This is a genomic window from Vibrio vulnificus CMCP6 (assembly GCF_000039765.1).
Lineage (GTDB): Bacteria > Pseudomonadota > Gammaproteobacteria > Enterobacterales > Vibrionaceae > Vibrio > Vibrio vulnificus_B.
Genome location: NC_004460.2, coordinates 123,746 through 148,714, shown reverse-complemented (window position 1 = coordinate 148,714; position 24,969 = coordinate 123,746). Strand labels below are relative to the sequence as shown.

Below are 24,969 nucleotides of genomic sequence, written 5' to 3'. Positions count from 1 at the left end.
CATATCAATCTAGAGTAAAGAACCTCACCAGTTCCATGGCAGACTTGATCCCTAACTTTGTTTGTACTCGTGTTTTGTATGTGCTGACTGTCTTTTGATTGATGTCCAATTGATTTGCGATCTGCTTGTTACCAAGCCCTTTAAACAACATCTGCGCCACCGCCAACTCTCTTTCTGACAGTTGATCGAGTTTATTTTGCTGTGCTGAGAAATCCGTTTTTTCGAGCTTACTGTGCGCTAAGATCTCTTGAACGGTATCGAACAGGGCGCTGCCTTTTGACAAAATGGTACTACGTGCGGTGAGCTCAGGTAACAGAACAATGTCAGGATTCGATTGTTCTGTCAGTAAAATCATCCGCCCACTAAAGCGCTGATCAATATCGGTCAACAATGTGTAATTTGTCGCATCAGACATAAACTTGATATCAACCACCACCAAATTGACTGGGTAATCCCTTAACGTTTTCACTGCTTGATCGAGATTACGAGCAATCAATACTTGCGCCACACTGCTGGCACGTTGTAATTGTTTCGTGAGCGCGGAAGAGCTGACCGAGCACTCATCAATCACCAACGCGCAAATCCCGCCTTCAATGCTCTCTTGGCTCAGGCTACGACTCTGATTTTTGGCATATTGCTCAGAAAGCTCAGCGATCGTCAGTGGTGGCGAAGAGTAATAGCCTTGACACGTATCGACCCCAAGCGTACGCAGATATTGCCAAGACTCTTCGTCCTCGACGCCTTCCACTACGCAGTGCAACCCTAACGACTGGGCTAACATCAAACACATTTTGGTCAATTGTTGATGCTTGTAGTTAGTGACAAGATCAAAGACAAACCCTTTGTCTATTTTGAGTTCATTAAATGGCAACTTACCAAGCTGGCTGAGCGATGCGTACCCAGTGCCAAAATCATCAATGGATAAGCCAACCCCGTGCATACGAAGCCGAGCAAGATTGGCCAGAGAAACGGTGTTACCGTTGTAAACCTGATCTTCCGTGAGCTCTAACGTCAAGCGATGGGGATCGAAGTCGTACTGCTGGCATAACGCCATCACGCGGTCACACATCGGCTGTTGCAGATTGCTTTGGCTGATGTTGACCGACAACTTTAAACCATCGCTCATGCTGGAAATCGCACTGATCGCCTTTTCCAACACGCGCCAGAATAACCTATCCATCCATTGACACTGCTCAATCACTGACAGAAAGGAAGCAGGAGCCAACACGCCATGTTCCGGATGTTTCAGTCTGACCAGAGCTTCCACCCCAACCATGGCACCCGTAGCAAAATCGTATTGCGGCTGATAATAGTTGAAGATTTGATCGGTCTCGAACGCAACCTCGACCTCTTCACAACGAAGCGAGTGTTGGATACTCGGCTCAACCGTGCGCTGTTTTGAGCTCGCATAGTGATTAATGACGTTGTAGAGCGACTCAATGCTAAAAGGCTTTTTCAGCACATCCACGTAAGGAAAGCCCGCCAGACTGCACATGTTTTTGGTCAACTCAAGTACCGCGTCTTCGACCGCACTGAGAATGACGATGGCCGGGCGATGGGGTTGTTCACTGAGTTGAGTGAGCAGACTAATGCCATCCATCTCTGGCATATGAATATCACAGAAAATCAGTGAAAATCGCTGCTTCGCACAAAGCTTTAACGCTTCTTCACCATTGTCTGCCACTTGAACATCGCAGTAATTGAGTGACGCCAGTTTTAATTTGAGACTGGTGGATTGTATCCGTTCATCCTCAACAATCAGTATTCTCATCGGTTACTCTCCCTTTGAACTGGCTAACCATGCATTCGCCTGCTCGACCACCGTCTGCATGGATAAGATCAATTGCTGTTTGTTACGTTCAACGTGCTCAGGTTCTTTTTGCTGTTCAACGCGTTTCGCCAACGCGGCCAACTCATGCAACAGTAAAGCACCTGCCGCCCCTTTTACACGGTGAGCAATGGCCGCGACATCGGCACCTTCTTGTTCGAGCTGTTCAATATCAAAACCAAATGACTCGATAACGACATTCGCCATCTCTTCTCTTTCTTCTTCTTGATATTCCTTTAACCAATTGGCGTTAGTGTCCGCTTGTTGAACTTGCTCAGGCAAATAGTGCGCGAGTACGCGTTGCAGTTGTGCCAGTGAATACGGCTTGTAGATCACCTTATCCATCCCGGCTGACATGGCTTTTTCTGCTGCGATGCGTGAATCCTCAGCGGTGCACCCAACAATTGGTTTCGCCGCAAATGAGAGAATATCGCTACGCGTTTTTGCCGTTAATTCAAAACCATCCATGATTGGCATATGGCAGTCGGTGATCAACAAATCAATGCCCTCGCCATGCTGTTGGAGATAACGAAACGCCTGTTCACCATCGGCCAGCGCAACGCTAGTAATGCCGATTTCTTTTAGCTGTTTTTGCATCAATAAGCGATTGATCGGTTCATCATCAACGATCAGCACCCTGCCCTGCAACTGGCGGGTCACTTGTTCATTGGGACGGCGAACGTTGTCAGACTCCTGAGCAAGCCACTGTTTGAGTAATAAATCCGGATAGAGGTTATCCATGGGCGATAATGACCAATCGACAAACTTTGGCAAACCGTGCACAGCATTCCCTCGCGTACCCCATTTTTCGAACCAAGCCATGACGAGGTCACTTGCGCCGAGGTAGTGCGCCACTTCAATCTCACTCGCATAAGCGCGGCCTTTAACCGGGATCCAGACCGACACCTTGGTTCCTTGCTCTAGCTCGCTATAGAATGCGATGGTGCCTCCCATCAAATCCAGCAAACTTTTGACGATAGACATCCCAAGGCCAGTCCCCCCAAAGCGGCGAGTAATGCTGGTATCGGCTTGAACAAACGGCTGGAAGACACAATCGAGTTGAGCCTCAGTCATACCGCAGCCAGTGTCTACAATCTCAATCGATAGCGCATTTTCGTCGCAAGCAATCTCCACCTTTATCTGCCCGACTTCGGTGAATTTCACCGCATTAGAAAGCAAGTTGCTGACAATTTGGTTCACTCTCAACGCATCGTACTGCGCGTCAATATACGCCGTGGGTTGCCAATGAACGTTAAACTGTAATCCCTTTAGCTGCGCGCTTGCTTCAAAACTTCGTAACACAGGGCCCAGCTCTTCGATAATTCGATACTCTTGAATGTCTAGCTGCAACTGGCTTGCCTCAATTTTTGAGAAATCGAGAATGTCGTTCACATGCAAACTCAGACGCTCAGCCGAACGGATGGCGTTATCAAGCAATTGCTGACTTTCACTGTTTGAAAGGCGATGAGACAGAATCTCCATCAGCCCCAACATGGCAGCAATCGGGGTTCTTAATTCATGGCTCACCACCGCTAAAAACTGATTGCGTGCTTCAACGGCTTGCAACGCCGCGCGGTTGGATTCTCGCAGCGCCAGCTCGGTTTGCTTCAAGTCTGAAATATCGCTAAACAGCGTGAGATAGTGAGTCATTTCCATCTGGTCATGGAGGATGGCTTTGCGCGTCACATGGTAAAAACGCTCCCCCAGACCACATTCGCTGGCCGGCACTTGAATGATCTCTTCAAATTCAGCTTGCTCTCGCTCAGATAAATGAAGAAACGAACAGGCGCTCTCTAGATCGACACAGCCATTCTCTCGACATTGACGAAAACTCGCTTGATAAGCTTGGTTTGAAAGCACCAAACGTCCTTTTGAGTCCGAAATGGAAATCATGCTAGGGATGGTATCGAGCAACTTGGTTAACCAACTGATTTGATGTTGAGACAACTCAACCACTTTTTCACTCTGACGCAACGAGTCTTTCAAGCGTGTCGACCAAAGAGAAAACAGCAAAACGATCAGCAACGCCAGACACAAAGCGATCAACGAGTAGATGATGACCTGCTGCTTGTCATAGCCAAAATGAAGCATTACTTTGCGGTAGGCAGACTGAATAGAATCGATCTCCTTTACGGAGAATGTCTTCAGCGCAGTGTTTAGCATGTCATGAAACATGGGATCGTCTTTACGAACCACCATTGCTAATTTAACGACGAATTCGGTCTCTAACGAGTCCGCCAGTGGCTTAAAGTGATCGCGATGATCGTCAATCAATAGTTGATGAATCAGATCCTGATTCATCAACGCGTGACTCACTTTGCCCGATTCCAATTGCGGTAAGAGTTCTTCTAACTCACGGAACACACGCACATTTCGATAGTCTCGATTCACATCCAGATAGGAGTAGTAGTTGCCCGTGCGATCAAGAATTGCCAGATTACGCTCTTGATAGTCAGCGGTACTTTCCACCATATCAAAAGTGATATTGGCATAGGGCTCGGTGACGAGAAAGTCGCGCTGGTCCACGCCTTGGTAGTTACGAGCAGGCAGAAGGTCAACAACACCATCTTCCAACATTTGCAGCACATCGCGCCCTTCCGCTGGCACATACTCAAATTCGAGTACGCTGCGCATGCTGATACGATCCAGAATATCGTGCACATAGCCTTTCACTTTTCCATCTTGATCGCGATAGGAAAGTGGAAAGGTTTCTTCTTCGATCGTATAACGAATCACTTGCTCTCGCCCTTCGTCAAACAGCAAACGAAGGCTGGCTTGATCATTCAAAAAATAGATGTCTTTTGAATGAATTCGACTGCGTGTTAAGCCTCTTTGTTCTGCCAGAATCACTTTGTCGATAATGGACTTCAGTTTGCGCTGCTCTTTGTTAAACAACACACGATTAATTTGGGTACCCAGTGACTTGTCAAACAACACCTTGCCCTGGCTGACCTCTTTTTCGCTCAAGAAATGGCTAAGCGAGACATAGTTGCTGATAGTGGCATCGGCTAACCCTTGCAAGATCATTTGCGTAGCGGCCTGATAATTGCGTGCGGTGATAACGTTGTGATAACCCCGCTCGGCCAGCACTTCACAATAAGAGGTTTTTTCAACGCAGACCCATTTGAGGGATTCGAGCGGTTCAAGCTCAAGGGCTTTGTCGCGTAACCAAATCACGCGCACATTTTTGTACAGCGGCAATGAAAACAGGAAATCATTTGCGCGAGACGGCGTTTTGCCAAAGCCAATCACCATATCCACTTCTTCGTTTTTTAACCCAAGCAGCATCTCGCGAATACTGTCGTAGCCTTGGTAGCGGATCTGTATGCCTAGCTCTCTGGCAAAGCTCATTGCGTAGTCGTGGTGAATACCTTGAGGCGCGAGCTCTAGCCCTCCCCAATATGGTAACCAACTATTGTTTAGAATGCCGACATTCAGCACCGGATGGGCTGAAAGGTAATCGCGGTCTGCATCTGATAGATAATTAGCCGCAGAGGTCAATGATGTGAGCAAACTAAGCAAAGCGATCGCGGCGATTCGTAACAACAAGCAACAACTCTCTCTAGTGATGATTATAAGGTGGGGAAGTGTAGCGATTGATTGACAAGCGCACAACATTTAAACAGTGATGATAAATTTTACTTTTTATAACGATATCAACAAGATATATTTTTGTAGGAATATTCTCACAACAATTAATGAGCAATCACACATTAACTGATGAGTGAGAGATTGATGGCGAAAATGACTTTTCTATGTTCATTTTTTTTAAACTCGGTATAGTACCCGCCCCAACCTATTTTCCACTTAAGGATTGCGCCTGTGACTGCACCATTTAACACTCTTTCTCTCAAGCCTGAACTGCTATCGACTCTTGATACATTGGGCTATACAGAGATGACGCCAATTCAAGCTCAGAGCCTACCATTGGTGCTCGATGGAAAGGATGTAATTGGTCAAGGAAAAACAGGGTCAGGGAAAACCGCCACCTTCGCTTTGGGTCTGCTGAGCAACCTGAATGTCTCGCGCTTTCGCGTTCAATCGCTTGTTCTTTGCCCTACACGTGAATTGGCGGATCAAGTCGCAACGGAAATTCGTACTTTGGCTCGTGGCATTCACAACATTAAAGTGCTGACTTTGTGTGGTGGCATGCCTATGGGGCCACAAATTCTTTCGTTGGAACATGGTGCACACATCTTAGTTGGCACACCGGGGCGCATTCTCGATCACTTAAGCAAAGGCCGTATTGATCTTGCAGAACTGAATACGTTAGTGCTTGATGAAGCCGACAGAATGTTGGAAATGGGCTTCCAAGATGCGATTGATGCCATCATTGACGTCGCACCGACTCAACGCCAGACGTTACTTTTCAGTGCGACCTTCCCAGAGCAGATTGAAACCATCGCAAGCAAAGTGATGCAGAATCCGGAAATGGTGAAAGTCGAGTCTACACACCAAAAGAGCACCATCGAACAACGCTTTTATCAGCTCGAGAACACAGAAGAACGTGACAACGCTTTGGAAGCTCTGCTGCTTACGCACAGACCTGAATCTACCGTGGTCTTTTGTAATACCAAGAAAGAAGTGCAAAACGTCACCGACGAGCTGAACCATCGTCGCTTCAGCGTTATCGAACTGCACGGTGACATGGAACAGCGTGAACGTGAACGCGCGTTAACCATGTTTGCCAACAAAAGCATTTCTATTTTGGTCGCAACCGATGTTGCCGCTCGTGGTTTAGACGTGGACAACCTAGACGCCGTGATTAACTTTGAGCTTTCTCGTGACCCTGAAGTGCATGTTCACCGCATTGGTCGTACTGGCCGCGCGGGTGCGAAAGGGATTGCGATCAGCTTCTTCAGTGAGAAAGAGCTGTATCGAGTAGAGCGTATTGAAGAATACATGGGTATTGATGTGCATCCGGCCAAACTGCCTCAACCGGAAAACCCTAAACCTTACTACCCTTCAATGCGTACGATTCAAATTTTGGGTGGCAAAAAGCAAAAAGTCCGTGCTGGCGATATCTTAGGCAGCCTAACCAAAGAAGCCGGAATTGATGGTAAGTTGATTGGTAAAATCAATATCTTACCTATGGTCTCTTATGTTGCTATCGATAACTCTGTGGCCAAAATCGCCGAACAGCAACTGCAAAACGGCAAAATGAAAGGGCGTAACTTTAAAGCCCGAATTATGAAAGGTTAAAAACGCGTTTCCGTTCATAGCGAGTGTCGGTGATCTTGACTCACCGACACTCAACTCCCTTAAGCTCTAGCACCTCTCCTCCTTCGACCAGGCACAAAGTCCACAAGCCACTCGCGTACAACTTAGTGACGAAACTCCCATGAAAGCATCGCGAAGAAGCCATTATAATCTTGTTCAACGCGCCCCATATTGGCCGTTTCCGCATCGAACAGATAATCCGCCTCATTGAAGTCTTCAAAACGCAGATTTAATAGCACACTTTGGTTTTCCGCCACGCGATAATCACTTATAAATTCGAGGCGATGCGTCACCGAGTCTACATCTGGATAGCTGTAGCCTGCTCCTATGGTGTTGGTTTGTCCACGACCATGGTTGTAGCTATAGTCCAACGACAAGCTGAGTTTTTTCTCTAACAAGTTCTGCCGTTTAAAACCAAATCCCACTGTGGTCACACTGTCTTTTGTCTCTGTTTCGTAGCGATTCCAACCCGGTGCTGCGCTGTTGGCGTGCTGCTGTTCAAAGCGAATAAATTGTTGATTGAAAAAGAGATGACCCGTGGTGTCATCTTCAAGATAAAAGCTGACGCCGAGATCATAGCCGTAATCCTGCCCTTCACTGCGACCGATATCAGGTTGCGGATACCGATCATCAGCCAACCACGCGATAGCGGTAAATTGTGCGTTATCGGCAAGATCGTAACTGGCATCGCCACGCAGTTCCAAACGCTCACGATCTGCGAGGTAAAATTGACGTAGATGGGGGGCATCAGCAGAGGTTTGCGTCCATTTGGAACCATCACGTGTTTGATACGAGAGTTTTCCGCCCATTCGCCAATCGGCTTCAGGGCGATACACGGTACCTAGATAGAAGGTATGCTCATTGGTTTCTTCACGCACTGCGTATTGGCGCTTGTCTGCCCGATACTCATAGCCCGCATTCAAGCGTAACGAGCGGGAATAACGATGGCCCAACTTCGCGTCAAACTTAAATACATTCCTATCGTATTCTTTACGCGTTTGACCAATCACCACTTGGCGATCGGAGCGATCATCGCGATCACGATAATCTAACCCTAGCTTAAGCGAGGTAGAACGACTCAAACGATTGTGATAGTTCGCATCGATCTGAACCGTATCCACTCGCCCGTGGAAACTATCCGTTGTGACCGGAGACTGAGGAAATGGATTCATGCCCCCCTCTGAGGTAGCACGTGACAAAAGCAGGCGTCCGTTAAGACTTTGCTCTTCTAGCTGGTAATTTCCCGAAAGTGACAATTGATGAAAATCGTTTTCCGGCTCATACGCCAGTTGATTGGCATACGGATTCGCTTGCTCACCGTAGTAAAGGGCGCTGTATTTCTGACGAAAGAATGCGCCTTGATAAGAAATGTCCGCATTCCACTTCTCTTCAATGTAGCTAAGCCCCGCAGCGGTATTCAGTGTTTCATAGTCCACCACCTTCGGAAGATATCCCGGTACATTGCCATAGGCAGGTATTGAGGAGGTATAAGCCGTCACTGTGCCTTTTTTTCTTTCATGTTGAACGGCGACATGCGGTTTCCAAGGAGAATGTGGCGTGAGCGCAAGCGAGAGATTCAGTGTTTCTCTTTTCACACCTTTCTCAAAAGTGGCTAACTCACCCGCCGTCTGTACGTTGTTTTCGCCACTGTAGGTGCTGAGTAATGCTCCATTCCAATAGTATGGCGATTCTCGATAACGCCCTTGGAAGCGTAGGCCATCATACTGGCCCACATCGAGTTGCATTAAAAACCGTTTTAACCCTAGATCTTCAATTTTCAGCTTGCTGTAAAACCCATCTTCGTCGTATCTCGATAGATCGGTGTTGAAGCTGCTACCCACGCCTTTTCCGGGATCATTGGAACTCCAAATTGGTGGGACCCAGTTATTAAACCGAGATGCGCCGTCGTTGTTTTGGTATCCCAGCCCAAAACTGATTTCCCCAATCCACTTGCCGTCACTTTCACACGGTTCACAACTCCAGCGACTGGTGTCTGCCTCACTCGCCTGTTGTAAGGCGTAGTCATCAGCGAGCGCGGGAATAGCGAGAGCGGCAACAATGGCGGCCCACAAAGGTGATACGTTCATGACACCCTCCCTAGTTTCTTAATGACATGCCGCGCGGATGATTGGTTCCGTGCACTTGATTGTGGCAGTTCAAACAACTGCCTCCCCTCACCTTGAGATCATTTTCCGGTATCTCAACATTAGCGTGCGGCACGCTATGGCAATCCTGACAAAGTTGCGGAAGCCGTTTAATCAATAACGCCTGATTGACCGCCCCGTGTGGATTGTGGCAGTTAGAACAGTCTTCTGTGACGGGTTCATGCTCCCACAAGAATGGGCCACGTTTTTCTGAGTGGCAATCCAAACAGGTTTCATTAATGGTGGTTTGCTTCAAGCTGTACTCATTGACGGTTTGATGGGGATCATGACAACTCGAACACTCCAGCGAACCGTTGAGAATCGGATGACTACTGCGTTTATGCAGATCAGACTTTGTTTTTGCATGGCAGTTAGTACAGGTTTCCACTTGTTTTTCGGCCACCATCATAGGGTCGTCTTTCTCATGCAATTTATGGCAACTCGAACAAGAGAGATCCTCAAAGGCATGTTCGCTACTGTGCCACGCTGAGCGACTCGAGTCGGTATGACAAGATAAGCACACACTGTTTTGCTTTTCTGACGGCACTGGAGACATAGGGCCAAAGGTAATCATGGGTTCACGCATTTCACCTTTGCGAGGGTTACGTTCATGATTGTTTGCCGGGCCATGGCACGCTTCACACTGTTTGTCGCTCATTGGCCCATGAATATTGGCCGACTTACCATGAATATTGTCGAAAATTCCCGTTGCGGGTAACTCTGAATCGTCATCATGGCAGCGTAAACAGCCATCAGGGCCACGTCGTGAATACTTTCCGTCACTAAACTTCTGATCCAATATTGCTTCAATCGCTTCACGAGAATCGACCACAGGCTGCGTAGAGCTCTCTTCGGCGCTCAAATTTGAAGAGAGACCAAGCGCCATCACTATCGTCACGAACCACCACTGAATCGTTGTTTTCATAAGATTTTCCTATTGCTCAACCGTGGTCCGGAAGGCTCTCCCGGACCACTCAGTTAACGGTATTCGTACACTTTATGGACTTTATCTACGCCTTGCTCCTGACCAATGGCGTGACACGTTGCGCACTGTTCTTTACCCGTTGCTTCCACAGCGGTATCCGCGGCAAACACGGCCCCGTTTTTGATCATATGATCGAGCACGGCATCACCAGGAATCGTATCAGGATCGGCATTGGCCAAAGGCGATTCAATATGACACGCTCCACACGCTACTAATGCGGGGCTGAAGTATTTTCCACTGGCCAGCGAAGGTCGTGTATTTTTCTGGCTTGGTAAGTTGTATTGTCCTGAACCATGGCACGCTTCGCAGTTGTTAATCGCACCAGGGAAGACAGATTCACCTACATGCGCAGAGCCGAAGGCATGGAATGAATGAACATGATATTTGAGATCCGCGGCCATGCCTGCGTAGTACGCAGAGCGCTCTGAATTGTGGCAATTTTTACACTGCTGCAAATCCGTTGCTGCGTGTGGATGAGCACCCAATTTGTGAATGGTGAGCTCTTTGTGACAATTGTTGCAAGACGTTACCTCTGCACCAACAGGTAAGGTATGCGGTGTTGTGATACCGCCCACATCAAACGTTCCTTTTGCGTTCTTAGCAGCAATCACATAAGGGTATTTCAAATTATCAATGCCAGTGAATGTCGAGCAATCCGCCAACTCACCTGTTGTTCGGTCGGCACACAGCGGCATATCGGCCACATTCACCGTCAACGTCGACGTTGCAGTTGGCAAAAGCGTCGCGCCAGTGAAGTCTTTCTGGCAAGTGAACAAGCCATTGCCTTGTGCGGTACAGGTAGAGAGATCCAAACCGTTATTTGCCAGCATTGGGCCTTCACCGTTATCCCAATTGAGCAGTAAGTTGACATGACCATGCTCGTTAATAAATGGCGTGATTTCACTAAGCGCGCTAATGCCAACGCCATCTTTCTGAATGATGACATCAACTTCAAACATGGAATCCACAAAGCGCGCCTGCTTAATACTGACAAGCAACGTATCCCGTGCTGCCGCTAAGTTATCCAAACGGCCTAGATGCACAGTGCGAGCGCTTCGGCTGGCATCCATACCAATAATTGGGTCACCGTTTTCATCTCGCTCATAAGGGCGATGGCAACCTGTGCAGGTTTCTCTATCCCAGGTAAAACCGACTTCATTGTCGTGTGCGCCTCTGTCTCTGTACAAATGACAAGACTCACACGCCACTTGGCTAGGATGTTCAAACCAGTTGTTCGCATCTGACGCTTTTGTCACATCTTGCGAGTGACAAGTCGTGCAGTTACGCGCGTCTTGTGGAAATGGATTGCCTTCCATCACCAATCCATTGATGTCCGTAACCAAAACACCATTGCTATCGACTGGCTGTTTGTAGGTTGTCGGATCGCTTGAACTTGAGCCGAGGGCATACACATTTCCGTGATACTGATGCACGATGGCGGCCAGTGGTCGACGACGTGGGGCGGCACCGGGATTACTGTCATTGTGGCAAGACGTACAAACCGCGATGTTGTTATCAATGGAACGATACCCAGGACCATGATGTAGTGGTTCACCCATATGGCAGTTAGAGCAAGTCTCTTCTTCAATGACATTGCGAGAAACCGTTTGATCGGATGGTGTTCCAGGAATCCACTGGTACACATAGGTAAATCCTAGCTCTTGGTCACCATACGCCATCACAATACGATGCAACTTGTCTTCATCCCACGCGATCATGCCACCATTATCTGCTGAGTCAGTGGGGTAAGGGTCGGCAACATTCAGAATGTCTGCAATCGCAAAGGTATAAGTGTAGCCACTATCTGTTTTGAGCAACTCTCCCCCCGCTGTCCAAACATTTTCCATGCTCGCTCGATTGGTTGCGTCATTACTAGAATGGTGGAAGCTCTTCCAAAACGTATTGCCATCTCGCCCACCGCCGCTTCTTTGAGGCATTGCTTTAAGCACCGCGATACGAAAATCTTTCGTCGCATCGAATTCATAGGCGCGGCCTGATGCATCAAACACTTCAAAATCAACCACAAGCTTGGTTTCACTAGCCCCATCAGGTACCACGAGTTGAGGGGTAGCCACTCTGACCGTAAAGTCTTTCCCAAGCTGGGGCGGCGGCGTATTTTGATCGTTACCACTTTCTGGTCCACAAGCAATCAGTAAAATACTGAGTACAGAGGCCAACATCGCTCTTAATATAATCATAGGATTATCCCTTATTCCTATTAATCTTCTGTATGTTGGAGTTGTTGCTTTATACTTTACGTAATTGTAGTGGAGTTTTTCCAGATTTCCCGTCAAAACACCCCATCGTAATGAGCTCATAAAAAGGAAGGATTCAGTCAAAACAACTCGTAATAAATTATATTTTATCGGAGTGAATACATCTGTATTTTTATATTTATCAATTACTTTCCAACTATCAGACAAGAAATTCAACATGACTTACATAATAGCATTTCACTTTTGAGACATAAGGCACACATTTGAACTTGAAATATTTAAGAATTAAACTACAAAACTAAAATGCAATTAAATCAATTAGATAAATAGAATCACATAATCAACAAGTGATATCAAGTCTCATTTAATTCAAGCATCTTTTCTATTTCCATAGAAATGGAATAGAGAAAAAACGACATTTAATTGATTTAGATCATCCAAACCACCGTCATAATTTAGATATTAACGAGATTAAATAAAGCTATACACCCAATAATATTCCATACCAAAATAGCTCAATAACGAATCCAAACGAATCACGAATTCAATTCCTTAGCACAACAAACAAAAATATCAAAGAGATCGAGCAGATTTCAAATAATGTATTACTATCAAATTAGAAAGCCAACTAACTTTAGAAAGTATCACTGCACTATTTAATTATAGGAACGTCACGCTATGCTTGATAAAAAATCTACTTTAAACAACATCTTCTGTACCATTGCTCTGGTTATCGCTTCAATTGGATCAGCTTTCGCTAGCACGCAAGCCCTCGTTAGCGAGAAACAATGCGATGCATGCCATGGGGCAAATGGCGTGAGTGGGCACACTGATATCCCCACCATTGCGGGCATTCCTGAGTTCAATCTCAGCGACCAAATGCTACGTTACCTAGAAGGTCGCCCCGCCAATACCGTCCAACACGTGTCGGGAGATATCAGTCAATCCGGAGACATGGCAACCATCGTTCGTTCTTTAACAGAAGAGGAAATAGAACAACTGGCGGCCTACTACGCTGATATGGAGTTTGTTCGCGCAAAGCAACCTTTTGATCAAGCACTGGCAAACCAAGGTAAAGCCATTCACCTAAAAAGTTGCGAAAGCTGTCATGCCGATGGTGGAAGCGATCCTCTTGATGAAGCGTCCATTTTGGCTGGCCAACAAAAAGGCTATTTGATAACCACCTTAACGCAATTTCATCAAGGCAAACGTTCAGCAGATAAGAAAATGGATAAAGCGATTAAAGCCTTATCTCAAGAAGAGCGACAAGCACTTGTTGAATATTATGCAAGCTTCCAATAAATACGTTTATATCAGGGAGTGGTCTTATGAGCTTATGGGATAAACCTCGCAACAAATGGTGGTTAGGCGTTCCACTTGGAGGCGTTTTGGCTTTTGTTATTGGTGCCATAGCCATGAGCGGCTTTCATTGGGGTATGACGTTCACCAACAGCAATGCGTTTTGTTTTGGCTGCCATATTGGGATGGATACTATTGTCGAAGAATACCAAGAGTCCGTTCATTTCAAGAACGCCAAAGGTGTGATTGCGGCAACGTGCAGTGATTGCCATGTCCCTCGTGAATTGCTGCCTAAGCTCAAGTTAAAAATCATGGCGACTGCGGATATCTTTCACAAGTTGTCGGGCGACATCACTCTGGACAACTTTGAGACAGAGCACCGACCTAGACTGTTTGAAAAAGTAACCAACGAATTTGTGGCAAACAAATCACAGCAGTGCCGCTACTGTCATAGTGTTGAGATGATGGATTTCACTGCGCAAGATCGAACGGTTGCTCGTCGGCATCAAACCATGGAGGAAAGAGAGAAATCGTGTATTGATTGTCATGCGGGAATCGCGCACAAACTGCCGCAACAATCTGAATAAACATGTCGACATTGCTATCGCTATACCCAAACAACTTGGCGTTGCAGGTCGGCGGCAAATGAGTGAGTCCTCATGAGCATAGATACGCTATGTGATTAGGCCGGGTTGGCGAGCAGTGAACGAATGCAGCCAACACCGTAGCAGCTTCTAGTAGGAAGGGGATAAGTGGCTATGCCTACCAAGTAAGTAGCATAAGGTCACGCTCATTTGCTTATGCTAACTCCCCTATTTTGAAAATAACTGTATTTAAAAATAACCATATTGATAAATAAAATGGCGAGCCGATTGGCTCGCCATTCGCATTACTTACTGATGCTTACAGTACTCTGACAACTCGGAATCCTGCAAAGTTTGCTGCAGAATCAGGAGAAATAAACAACTGCGATTCCGCTTTTGCTTTTTCAGGAGAGAAGCTCCAAGCACCGCCTTTTAACAAGCCTTTGCTGTCTGCGGTCCACTCCCAGACGTTACCAACCACATCATAGAGGCCAAAGCCATTGGCACTAAATGACTTCACTGGAGAAGTGCTGTTATTTGACCAAGGAGTTCCCCCCCACCCTGTATTAGCTTGGCCCGAACCAAACTTCTCGCCCCACCAATAATCGGCTTCCGATCCCGCTCTCGCTGCGATCTCCCATTCGTCTTCGGTAGGCAATCGGTAATGGTAGCCTGTTTTGTCGGATAGCCAGTTAACGTAGGCGTTCGCGTCATTTTGACTGACACAGACAACCGGAGAGTTTTCTTGCTGGCTGAAACCAGGATCACGCCAGTATTTGTTGGCAATAGGTGTGATCGTCGCTTGTTCGATACGAGTACAGATTTTGTGTAATTCAGCATCTGTCTGATAGTTACTTTGGTCAACAAAAGCACGGAACTGAGCAACCGTAATCGGCGTTGTACTTATCGAAAATCCGCGATTCAAGCGAACTTGCTTACCCGCACGCTCACCTATCATATAAGTGCCTTCTGTCACGACCGCCATTTCAGGTGCTGGTAACGAGCCTAAGTTATCCGCAAACGTCTCACCCGTTTTGGCCACATTGCGTTTCGCCACTAGATTTGCTCTCAGCGTTTGGTCTTGACTAACCATCAGATCGGTACGGAAGGTACTGTAGCCTTCTTTCTCAATGCTGATCTGGTGATTGCCCATCGGCAGCATAATCTCAACAGGGGTTGAGCCATACTTCACCCCATCAATCAAAACGGTATCACCATATTGATTGGAACGAATGGTCAGCGTATGCCAAGCGGTTTCGGTCACTTTTTCACCGTCGACGACCTGACTTGGAGAAAAACAGTATTTCGAATCAATGTTCAGCAGCTTGCACGGCGCATTTTCAGCAGGTCGAGTGTTTAAAGAAACCTTAAGAATTTGCGTGTATTGATTCTCACCTGAAAACTCAGCTTTCGACGACTGGTGCTTCAATACATGGATATTCAGAGCGGCTTGCGATTGATTCTGTTTGGCCAATTTGGCTTCGGTTGTTCCGTCGATCAGTTCGCTTTGGTACTGACGAACCGCTTTTTGCAGCGCTAAGGTCGTTGTTTGTTTCGCACATTGTTCAAGTGTCATATCGCTACGACAAGTATTGGTGAACGATACGGTGAGATCCCCTTTCTGGCTGATTTCACTGCGCATGGTCGCAATACGAGCACGTTGACGTTCTTCTTGAAGCTGTGCAATTTTGCCACGAATCACCGTTTCTTCTGCGTTAATCGCAGCCAATTCGCTTGCGAGTGTTTCATGCGTTTGACGCGCTTCGAGCTGCTCGCTTTGATTCTGCTTGACCTTAGACCAAGCGGACTGATAGGCACTCTGAGCGGGCATCAAATCAAAATCAGGCGTATCACTTAAACGTTGATAATCTTTCTCAAGCTGTTGCTTCGCCTTATCGAGTCGCGTAACAAGTTCAGCCTCTTGTTGTTTCAATCGCTCAAGCTGCTCTGCTTGGTTATTCAACTGATTCTGTTTAGCCGATTTCTTCTTTTCCGTATCGCTAAGCAACGTGTTTTGGGTGAACAAAGCGTCATCAACAACCACCACAGGGCTTGCTTCTTCCGCCATCGCAGGAATTCCAGCAACAACAGGCAGCATGGCAAGTGTAAGTGCAGAAAAAACTAAACGCATGATAAATACTTCATTAAAACTTAGGGAACATGCCAAATTATCGAAAAATGGCGTTTAAATAAAAATGCGAAAGCAGGGTTACCCCTGCTTATCTTCAACCAACTTGACCCAAACGGTATCGGTCGAGCCGACATAAATCTCACGATTATACGTTTCGTAGCCCGGTTTCGACACCGTAAAACGATGCTTGCCTTTAGGCAAGAGCAATTCGACTGGCGTACTTCCGTAGCTAACGCCATTGATCGTCACCGCATCATTGTACTGATCCGATCTTACCGTTACTGTGACCCAATCTTTTTTCTCTTGCTTTGATGAGTTACTGCTCGCTGATAAACAGTAGCGGCTTGATACAGAAAGTAGTTTACATGCTGCCGTTGCTTCTGGTTTTGCTTGAAGCTGAGCCTGAATACTCGTGCTATACGCACCATTGCCTGAGAAGCCACTTTCAATCGTTTGACTCTCTTGAACGTGGATATTTAACTGAACACCTTGCAAGTTTTGCTTCGCCAACACCGATTCCGTCAAGCCTGACAAAAGTTTATCTTTAAAAGTGTTTACGGCTTTTTGCTTGGTGAGATATTTGCCTTGGCTAATACACTCGCCAATCGTCATCGTTGATGAACAAGTCGTCGTGTAACGTGTTTCTAGTACCGCGCTTTCGCGAAGCTCAGCTTCCAAACGTTTTACACGCGCTTCAACGTGAGACTCTTGTAAATTCGTGTATTCACTGTTTAAGCGTGCCAGCTTCTGTTTTAGCTGAGATAAACGAGATTCGCTTTCTACGATACTTTGATCACTCTTGAGCTTTTCGTTTTGATTCTGTTTCAACGCTTCCCAAGACTCTTGGTATTTTTTCTGGAAAGAAACAAGGTCAGTATCTGGGTCTTCCAGTAAACGAGCATACTGCTTATCAAGAGCAGATTTCGCTCGGTTACGTTTCGCTTCCAGCTCTTCGGCTTCTCGCTGCAAACGAGCGTTGTCGCCTTTCAACCCTTTCAGTTGACCGCTTTCTTCGCTGTATTGCTCTTCTACTGCTTTGATCTCTTGTTGTTTTGCATCGATTTTTTCATCAACGGCGGCAACTGGATCGGCCTGATTCACCTCTTCTGCCAACACAGAAGATGCCCATGGAAAACTTAGCGCAAGCAAAAGCGCTGGGATTGGACGTATGTTCATAGTTCCCTGCTCAAATAACGTTACATTCTGTACGTGCAAAACGAGATAAGCATCTCGTTAATCTAAACAAACCTTCCTTCTAGTACCGCGACAAATCCGTACTTGAGAAGAAGCTCAAGAGCTCTGCTAATTATTAGAAACGATCTCCTGAAAAATCATTGTATATCAATCCTGTTGAGAATATTGTTTTCAAAGTCTAAACCAAATCACACTTTTGAGCTAATTACATAATTTTATCGCTCAATTTTGCTCCTGCTGACAGTAATGGCATCAAGAAACAACCAGTTACATTACGAAAACTATTGAATAACCGAGCATCGTTTGCCGGTCAAAAAATCAGCATCATTAGCAAAAACTGTGTTTTCAAGTGAAACCACTCCAATATCTCTCTATAAAACATTTAACACAAAACGTGTAGCGAGATAGCCCAATAAGTCAGAAGCGTGAGCTAATCAAAAAAACCTATCTGCCATCTCAGCCTTAAGCAATGCTCAGCTAGAGGGCAATCACAATCTTGATTTTGCATGGTGTTTTATTATTGAAAGCGCTATTCTTCTGCACCTTCTACCCAAATAACGTCGATATCTTAAACTTGTCGGGCGGCCAAGCATCTCACCGTTATTTGAGTATAATAAACACTATGGCTTATTTAGACGATTAACCAAATGAAATTTAGAACATTTCTAATACTAGCAGTAGTCACACTTTTTGCAGGTTGTGCCACCTATGCTGGGCTCAACTATGATCAGCTGTTTGGCGAGGCCGAAGTCCGCGACCGGACCGCGCACATTCAATCGGCTCAAAGTGCGTTTTTTATGCACGATGTCAAGCCCATCATCGAAAACCGATGTGTGGTTTGTCACACGCTCTACGACGCGCCATGTCAACTCAAACTCTCTTCTGTAGAAGGTATTGACCGTGGCGCAAGCAAGACGCTTGTTTATCAAGGGACTCGTCTCACAGCCACAGCACCCACACGCTTATTTGAAGATGCACAAACCACCCAAGAGTGGCGTGATGCGGGCTTTCATCCTGTGCTCAACGAGCGTGCCCAAACCGGTGTTGCCAACATTGATGCCGGCTTGATTGCGAGATTGCTGCAACAGAAGGAGCGTCATCCCCTTCCTCAACAGGACCAACTTGAAGGATTTGATTTTTCGATTGATCGCGAACAAACCTGTCCGACGATTGAAGAATTTGATCAGTACGAGCGTACCAATCCAAGCTGGGGAATGCCCTTTGGTATGCCAAATCTTTCGGCCAAAGAACACCAAACACTCATGGCTTGGTTAGAAAATGGCGCGATCATGAACGATCACCTCCCGCTCACTCGTGAGCAGGCAGCAGAGATCACGCGATACGAACAAATGTTCAATAAGAGTTCACGCAAAAACCAGCTTGCTGCACGTTATATCTACGAGCATCTTTTTTTATCGCATCTCTATTTCTCTGAGTTAGAGGGGGAACCTCGCTTCTTTACTATGGTTCGTTCGTCCACCCCACCAGGCGAACCCGTACAGCGCATTGTTACTCGTCGCCCCTACGATGATCCGGGTGTAGAACGTGTTTACTATCGAATCATTCCCGAGCAAGGCACGATTGTTGATAAGACACACATGCCTTTTGCTCTCAATAGCCAGCGAATGAAGGATTGGAAAGCGTGGTTTATTGACGCAGATTACGTCGTCGAGCAGTTGCCAAGTTACGATCCTGAGATTGCCGCCAACCCAATGAGCGCTTTTATTGACCTCCCAGTGAAAGCACGCTTTAAATTCATGCTAGATAACGCACAAAACACCATTATGGCTTACATAAAGGGACCAGTGTGCCGCGGCCAGTTGGCGCTGAATGTGATTAACGATCGTTTCTGGGTTTTCTTCCTCGATCCTGACAAAGCGGATCTTCCTGCAGTTAATGAGTTTTATCGCTCACAAGCCGATAATCTAAAACTACCGGGCGAACTCGAAAGTAACACCCTACCAGTCACCAATTGGGTCAAATATTCCGCCCAACAAGCTCGCTATTTAGAAGCGAAATCGGAGTTCATTAACCATTGGTTTAAAAATGGTACGCATCTCACCACCGACATCATATGGGATGGCAATGGCACTAACCCCAATGCCGCGTTAACCGTGTTCCGTCACTTTGATAGTGCCTCAGTGGTACAGGGATTGGTGGGTGAGAAGCCCAAAACGGCCTGGGTTCTCGACTACGCCTTGCTAGAACGCATCCACTACTTGTTAGTGGCGGGTTTTGATGTGTATGGCAACTTTGGCCATCAGTTGATCACTCGCATGTTTATGGATTTTCTTCGTTTAGAAGGTGAAAGTAACTTCATCGCCTTGTTGCCCGCAGATATGCGCCACCAAGAGCAATCCAGCTGGTATCAACAGCAAAACCGCCAACTGAGCGATTTCTTGCAGCGCAATGTGGTGCCCTTTAGCCAACCGACTAGCGTTGTATATAAAACCGATGATCCCAAGTCTGAGCTGTTTGACATATTACGCCGTCAAGTAAGCCCAATCCTGAATTCGCGCTATGAGATTGTCGATACTGGCATGAGCCTGAAAAACGAAGCATTGCTGAAGTCATTGAATTTGGTAAAAGGTGAAAAGCTGTTGCCTATCCCGCAAATTACTATGTTGATGGTCAAAGCAGACTCTGGAAAAGAGCAGCTTTATACACTGCTGCACAACAATGCACATTTGAACATCTCAAGTTTGTTTAACGAAGAGAAAAATCGTGACCCAGCGAATGACGACCTCACCATAGTGCGCGGCGTTGTCGGAAGCTACCCTGCGGCGTTCTTCTCGTTGAACGAAAACCAAGTAGCCGAATTCGTTCAAATCATTACTTCAATGGAATCTGAGCAAGACTACGTTAAGTTATTGGATAAGTTTGCGATTCGTCGTAGCTCAACCAATTTCTGGTCGTTTAGCGACAAAGTTCATACTTGGTATCGCAACGATCAACCTATCGAATTTGGATTGCTTGACTATAATCGTTTTGAGAACCGATAGCACAACCTAACGTAAAGGAGGTTCCCATGAGTATCCGAGATAGAATCGAAGCTCTGGAGCAACAAATTTACGTCGCTTGTTCTGAAGGTGATTATGACACCGTGAACATGTTAGAGAGCAAATTAGAACGCCTAAGAGGGCGTGTTGAGCATCCATTTGATGACGACCCTAACGCGCTGGATACCCAATTTGATTGGGACAGTGACAACTAACTGGGCAAATATCGGGCATAAAAAAGCCTCCGTTGATTAACGGAGGCTTTCTTTTTGGTCGGTTGCTGCTTAGAAAACGCTATTGAACCAAGTTCTTCAGTGCATGATAACTTAGCTCAACACACTCTTCCAACGCTTCTTTTTCGTTGAGATAGAGACTCGTTGGTGAAGAGTGGGTTTCAATTGTTTTGCACAACGTCATTAACTTATTTAGACCCAAACTGCCTGCACTGCCTTTAAGTTTGTGGGCTAGCCCTTTAACTTGCGCTTCATTCGCCTCATTGGCAGCGCTCACTAAGGCTTGAAGAATTTCATCGCTGCTGCTTTTGAACAGTTCGATTATTTGTCGCATTTTGTCAGCACCAAGCACCTCCATATCGGAAAGCACCACTTGAGGATCCATCAGGTTGCTATTTTTAGATTGAGCAATGCTTGAGCAAGCATCACTGCTCACTACCGTTGCTTCACTTTCTACGCACACCAGAACTTTTCCTTCTAACATTTTTTGAATCAGCGCTGAAAGCGCTTCTTTTTCCAGTGGTTTTGCAAGGAAACCATCAAACCCTGAGGCTAAATAGCTCTCCACTTCCTCATTAAATACATGAGCAGAAACCGCAACCATAGGTGTTTTTCTCTCACTTGAATACTCTTGCTGCTTTAAACGTTGGATCAAATCCGTGCCATTACAATCAGGCAGATTGATATCAACCAACGCAATATCAAATAACTGCTGCTCAAACAACATTTGTGCTTCCGCACCATCTTCCGCCATTACTACGGTATGGCCCAAGCTGCTGAGAAACCCTTCCGCAACAATGCGATTCACAGCGTTGTCTTCGACCAATAGGATCGTCGCTTGTCGGTTTTCGGTTTCGAGCGGGCAAACAACGGGCTCAACGGCGTCGCAAGGCGTCAGAGGCACAGTGAACCAAAAACGACTGCCTTCGCCCTCTTCCGACGCCATTTCCATCTGCCCACCCATGGCTTGAATGATACGGCGACTGATCGCCAAACCCAACCCTGTACCACCCGCGGCTTTTTGTCCGCCACTGGCTTGAGTAAAGGCGTCGAAAAGGGTCGCCTGCTCTTGTTGGGCAATGCCGATGCCCGTGTCAGTGACTTCAAACTGAACCACATTCTCCTGTTCGAGATCGAGGCTAACGTAAATATCCACCGCACCTTGGTGAGTAAATTTAATCGCATTACCAACAAGATTGTTGAGCACTTGACTGATGCGCGTAACATCGCCACGCCAATAATGGTTAACATCACTCTCGATATGGTAAGAGAAAGTCAGTGATTTCTCTGCGGCGCGGCTTTGCATCAGTTGGAAAGTGTCTTCCACCATTTGATGCAACTCGAAGGCGGACTCTCTAATCTCAAGATGCCCGGCTTCAATTTTGGAGTAATCCAAAACATCATTCAAAATAGCCAGGAGATTTTTACCACTGCGATTGATGATATCGGCATAACGCTTCTGCAACGGATTCAGTCCGGAGTCCATCAGCAAGCGAGCGGTACCAAGTACGCCGTTCATTGGCGTGCGAATTTCATGGCTCATCGTGGCCAAAAATGCCGATTTCGCTCGGTTTGCTTGTTCTGCTAGTGAACGCGCTTTGGCGTGATTGAGCACTTCGTGATTGAGTTTCTCATTGGTCAGTTGTAGCTGACGCGTGCGCTCAGTAACGAGCTCTTCTAAGTGTTCTTTATGCTCTTGAAGCTCTTTTTTCGCTTTGGCTTCCCCTTCTGCAACGATTTTCAGTGCTTGAGCCGTGTTCCTTGCTGTGATGATCGCCTGCCCCATATGCGCCAGCTCGTCATTGCCCCGAACTTGAAGCTCAATATCGAGATTGCCCTGAGCCACTTGCAACAACGCCGCTGAGTATTCCGTTAAACGCGTCACCACTGAAACATAAACCACTCGCCAAACAATCACGATGGCGACGATCAGGCCAGCGAGTGAAATCACCGTTAGAATGAGCTGCGCTAAGTTCAGTGTGCGAGTTAACTCTGAGACGGCTTTTGTTGTTGTCTGATTTGAGTCGTCCACAAGCTTATTAACGGTACCGTTGAGCTCAGAAAAGAGCGCGAGGTTTTGCTGCATGAGCTTCTGAGATTCTAGGTTGTTTTGGTATTGTTGCCCGAGGATGTTAAACACGACTTGGCGCTTGCCCAACTCGGTAAGTAAGCTGGACATTTGCGCAGAGCGAGTAGGATCTTCCACCGCTTGAACTCGACGAACCATAATTTTGAGGTTGGCATCAAACTCATTACGCACATCTTGGATACGCTCAATATTGGTGAGTGTACGTGCTTCTTCGATCTGGTTGAGCATTTTGAATGCGAGCAGATGCAGTTCATGCAAGCGCTCGGAAAGATCAAGGTCAACTTCCACCAAGGCATCAAGTGCTTGGTAAGCTTGAGGAATTTTGTTTGACTCCAATAAGTCATAGATATGTGTCACATTTGCAACCGCAATGGTGCTGGTATTGAGCACTTGAGTGCGCGTCAATTGTTCAAGCTCTTCACTGAGTAGGCGCATCTCTTCAACTCGGCTATCAATCTCTTTTGCTAACCACAGTTTTTTCTCCACCGATACGCCCAAGTCGGCCAAGTTATCGATCACACTTTGCACATGAGTTTCGAGGCGCTCTAACAATAGCGGATCAAACGACTCTCCACCGCCAAGCGCTTTAATATGCGAAAGTAGCGACTCCAACTGAGAAAAAAGCTCTTTCCCTGACTGTTTTCGCTCTTCTTCATTTTTGGCGTTTGATAAGGTTTGGACCGATGCAATGATACGCGAGCTGAGTTCAGAGACTTGTCTTGCTTCAATCATAGCGGGAATAGCCGTATCAACGACATTGCGCTCTGTTTTTGCCACGAACGAAAAGCCCGAGACGCCAATTAACGCCGATAACATCACCAACATTGCCATGGCGATGAACGAGAGTAACAACTTCCGGCCGATACTCGCTGTTGCTAATAACATATTTTTCTTAACCTTACACAACGGCAAACAGCAGATCAGCATTGGTTCGCCGGGGAGAATACGCTATATTCTGCTACGTAACTTCCAACGATGCCAATGAACCTTGCTGCATGTTAAAGACTAAGCACACTTTTTTGCACTGTTTGCGCAAAACTTTACCACTTTCCCTTCCAATCCTATTTTCTACCCCTGTTTATGCGGCGGAAAAACTCTGTGCGATTTATCCACATTTAAAAGACTCGTACTGGCTTTCTGTCAATTACGGCATGGTGTCTGAAGCGGAGAAGCAAAAGGTCAATCTACGCGTGTTAGAAGCGGGAGGCTACCCAAACACTGCCAAGCAGCAGCAACAACTGATGCTATGCAGCAAATGGGGTGCAGATGCTATCTTGCTTGGTACCGTTGACCCCATGGCGTTTAACGAAAACTTGCAACAGTGGACGGGCAGCATTCCCATTTTCGCAACCGTAAACCAATTGGTGCTCAATGAAACGCAAAGTAAGAATCTGAAAGGCACCGTCGGTGTGGATTGGTATTGGATGGGTCATCAAGCGGGTCACTACTTGGCACAGAAACATCCTGCTGGCTCAGGAATCAAAAATGTCGTATTACTGTTAGGCCCGAAAAGCAGTGGCGGCACCAAGCCCGTCGATAAAGGTTTTAGAGATGCCATCAAGGGCAGTGATATCCATATCATGGAGAGTTTCTGGGCGGATAACGACAAAGAGCTACAACGTAACTTAGTACAACAAGCGATCGACACACCCGATGTTGATTACCTCGTTGGCAGCGCAGTGGCAATGGAAGCGGCGATCAGCGAATTACGTAGTGCCAATAAAACCGGCCAGATTGGCTTGATTTCTACTTACCTCAGCCATGGCATTTATCGTGGCCTATTACGCAATAAAATTGAGTTTGCTCCAACAGACCAAATGGTACTGCAAGGGCGCTTATCGGTGGATCAAGCGGTCAACTATTTACGTCATAAGCCATATCAGATTCACAGCTCACCAACCATTGAGCCACTAACCCCAAACACGCTGAACTTCTCAACTATTGAAGACTCTTTATCGCCATCCGAATACAGGCCAATTTTTGACGTCAAAGCAGTTGAATCTCAGTGACGATTTATGCTTAATTATTTTCGAACCGAATCAGGTAA

Annotated in this window: 14 protein-coding genes; 6 read left to right on the top strand and 8 right to left on the bottom strand. The window is 46.5% G+C overall.

What is annotated here, in order from left to right:
• Window positions 1–4: 4 nt before the first annotated feature.
• The gene (locus tag VV1_RS15835; RefSeq protein ID WP_011081120.1) at window positions 5–1,771 is read right to left on the bottom strand and encodes an EAL domain-containing protein; all 1,767 of its coding nucleotides are present in this window, start codon (window positions 1,769–1,771) and stop codon (window positions 5–7) included.
• A 3-nt stretch (window positions 1,772–1,774) separates the two neighbouring features.
• The gene (locus VV1_RS15830) at window positions 1,775–5,446 is read right to left on the bottom strand and encodes a hybrid sensor histidine kinase/response regulator (RefSeq protein ID WP_043921121.1); all 3,672 of its coding nucleotides are present in this window, start codon (window positions 5,444–5,446) and stop codon (window positions 1,775–1,777) included.
• 204 nt (window positions 5,447–5,650) lie between these two features.
• Between VV1_RS15830 and dbpA the strand changes: the two genes are divergently transcribed.
• Entirely contained in the window at window positions 5,651–7,030 is a 1,380-nt protein-coding gene (gene dbpA, locus VV1_RS15825; protein WP_011081118.1) for an ATP-dependent RNA helicase DbpA, read from the top strand.
• A gap of 122 nt (window positions 7,031–7,152) precedes the next feature.
• Here the strand turns inward: dbpA and VV1_RS15820 are convergent, their stop codons facing one another.
• Genes VV1_RS15820 through VV1_RS15810 form a run of 3 tightly spaced genes read right to left on the bottom strand, consistent with a single transcriptional unit; the run spans window position 7,153 to window position 12,357 of the window.
• On the bottom strand, window positions 7,153–9,135 hold the full coding sequence (locus VV1_RS15820; protein WP_011081117.1) for an MtrB/PioB family decaheme-associated outer membrane protein: 1,983 nt from the start codon (window positions 9,133–9,135) through the stop codon (window positions 7,153–7,155).
• A gap of 10 nt (window positions 9,136–9,145) precedes the next feature.
• A complete protein-coding gene (locus VV1_RS15815) occupies window positions 9,146–10,117 on the bottom strand; it encodes a DmsE family decaheme c-type cytochrome (protein WP_011081116.1) in 972 nt (323 codons plus the stop codon).
• A 53-nt stretch (window positions 10,118–10,170) separates the two neighbouring features.
• Window positions 10,171–12,357, bottom strand: coding sequence for an OmcA/MtrC family decaheme c-type cytochrome (locus VV1_RS15810; protein WP_011081115.1), 2,187 nt, complete (start codon window positions 12,355–12,357; stop codon window positions 10,171–10,173).
• A 714-nt stretch (window positions 12,358–13,071) separates the two neighbouring features.
• Between VV1_RS15810 and VV1_RS15805 the strand changes: the two genes are divergently transcribed.
• Both VV1_RS15805 and VV1_RS15800 read left to right on the top strand, forming a co-directional pair.
• The gene (locus VV1_RS15805) at window positions 13,072–13,695 is read left to right on the top strand and encodes a c-type cytochrome (RefSeq protein ID WP_011081114.1); all 624 of its coding nucleotides are present in this window, start codon (window positions 13,072–13,074) and stop codon (window positions 13,693–13,695) included.
• 26 nt (window positions 13,696–13,721) lie between these two features.
• On the top strand, window positions 13,722–14,279 hold the full coding sequence (locus tag VV1_RS15800; RefSeq protein ID WP_011081113.1) for a NapC/NirT family cytochrome c: 558 nt from the start codon (window positions 13,722–13,724) through the stop codon (window positions 14,277–14,279).
• Window positions 14,280–14,595: 316 nt separating this feature from the next.
• Here the strand turns inward: VV1_RS15800 and VV1_RS15795 are convergent, their stop codons facing one another.
• On the bottom strand, window positions 14,596–16,407 hold the full coding sequence (locus VV1_RS15795) for an SUMF1/EgtB/PvdO family nonheme iron enzyme (protein ID WP_011081112.1): 1,812 nt from the start codon (window positions 16,405–16,407) through the stop codon (window positions 14,596–14,598).
• A gap of 78 nt (window positions 16,408–16,485) precedes the next feature.
• Complete coding sequence (locus tag VV1_RS15790; protein WP_011081111.1) at window positions 16,486–17,583, bottom strand: PEGA domain-containing protein; 1,098 nt, start codon at window positions 17,581–17,583, stop codon at window positions 16,486–16,488.
• A gap of 665 nt (window positions 17,584–18,248) precedes the next feature.
• On the opposite strand from VV1_RS15790, the gene VV1_RS15785 reads away from it, so the two are divergent.
• Together VV1_RS15785 and VV1_RS15780 are read left to right on the top strand one after the other, a co-directional pair.
• Window positions 18,249–20,603 carry a fatty acid cis/trans isomerase gene (locus tag VV1_RS15785; protein ID WP_011081110.1) on the top strand — a complete coding sequence of 785 codons (2,355 nt, stop codon included), beginning with the start codon at window positions 18,249–18,251 and terminating at the stop codon, window positions 20,601–20,603.
• 26 nt (window positions 20,604–20,629) lie between these two features.
• Complete coding sequence (locus VV1_RS15780) at window positions 20,630–20,815, top strand: hypothetical protein (RefSeq protein ID WP_011081109.1); 186 nt, start codon at window positions 20,630–20,632, stop codon at window positions 20,813–20,815.
• Window positions 20,816–20,894: 79 nt separating this feature from the next.
• Here VV1_RS15780 and torS read toward each other — a convergent pair whose 3' ends face one another.
• On the bottom strand, window positions 20,895–23,807 hold the full coding sequence (gene torS / locus VV1_RS15775; RefSeq protein ID WP_011081108.1) for a TMAO reductase system sensor histidine kinase/response regulator TorS: 2,913 nt from the start codon (window positions 23,805–23,807) through the stop codon (window positions 20,895–20,897).
• A 110-nt stretch (window positions 23,808–23,917) separates the two neighbouring features.
• Here torS and torT point away from each other — a divergent pair, with 110 nt between their 5' ends.
• A complete protein-coding gene (gene torT, locus VV1_RS15770; protein WP_043921120.1) occupies window positions 23,918–24,931 on the top strand; it encodes a TMAO reductase system periplasmic protein TorT in 1,014 nt (337 codons plus the stop codon).
• The last annotated feature ends 38 nt before the right edge of the window (window positions 24,932–24,969 follow it).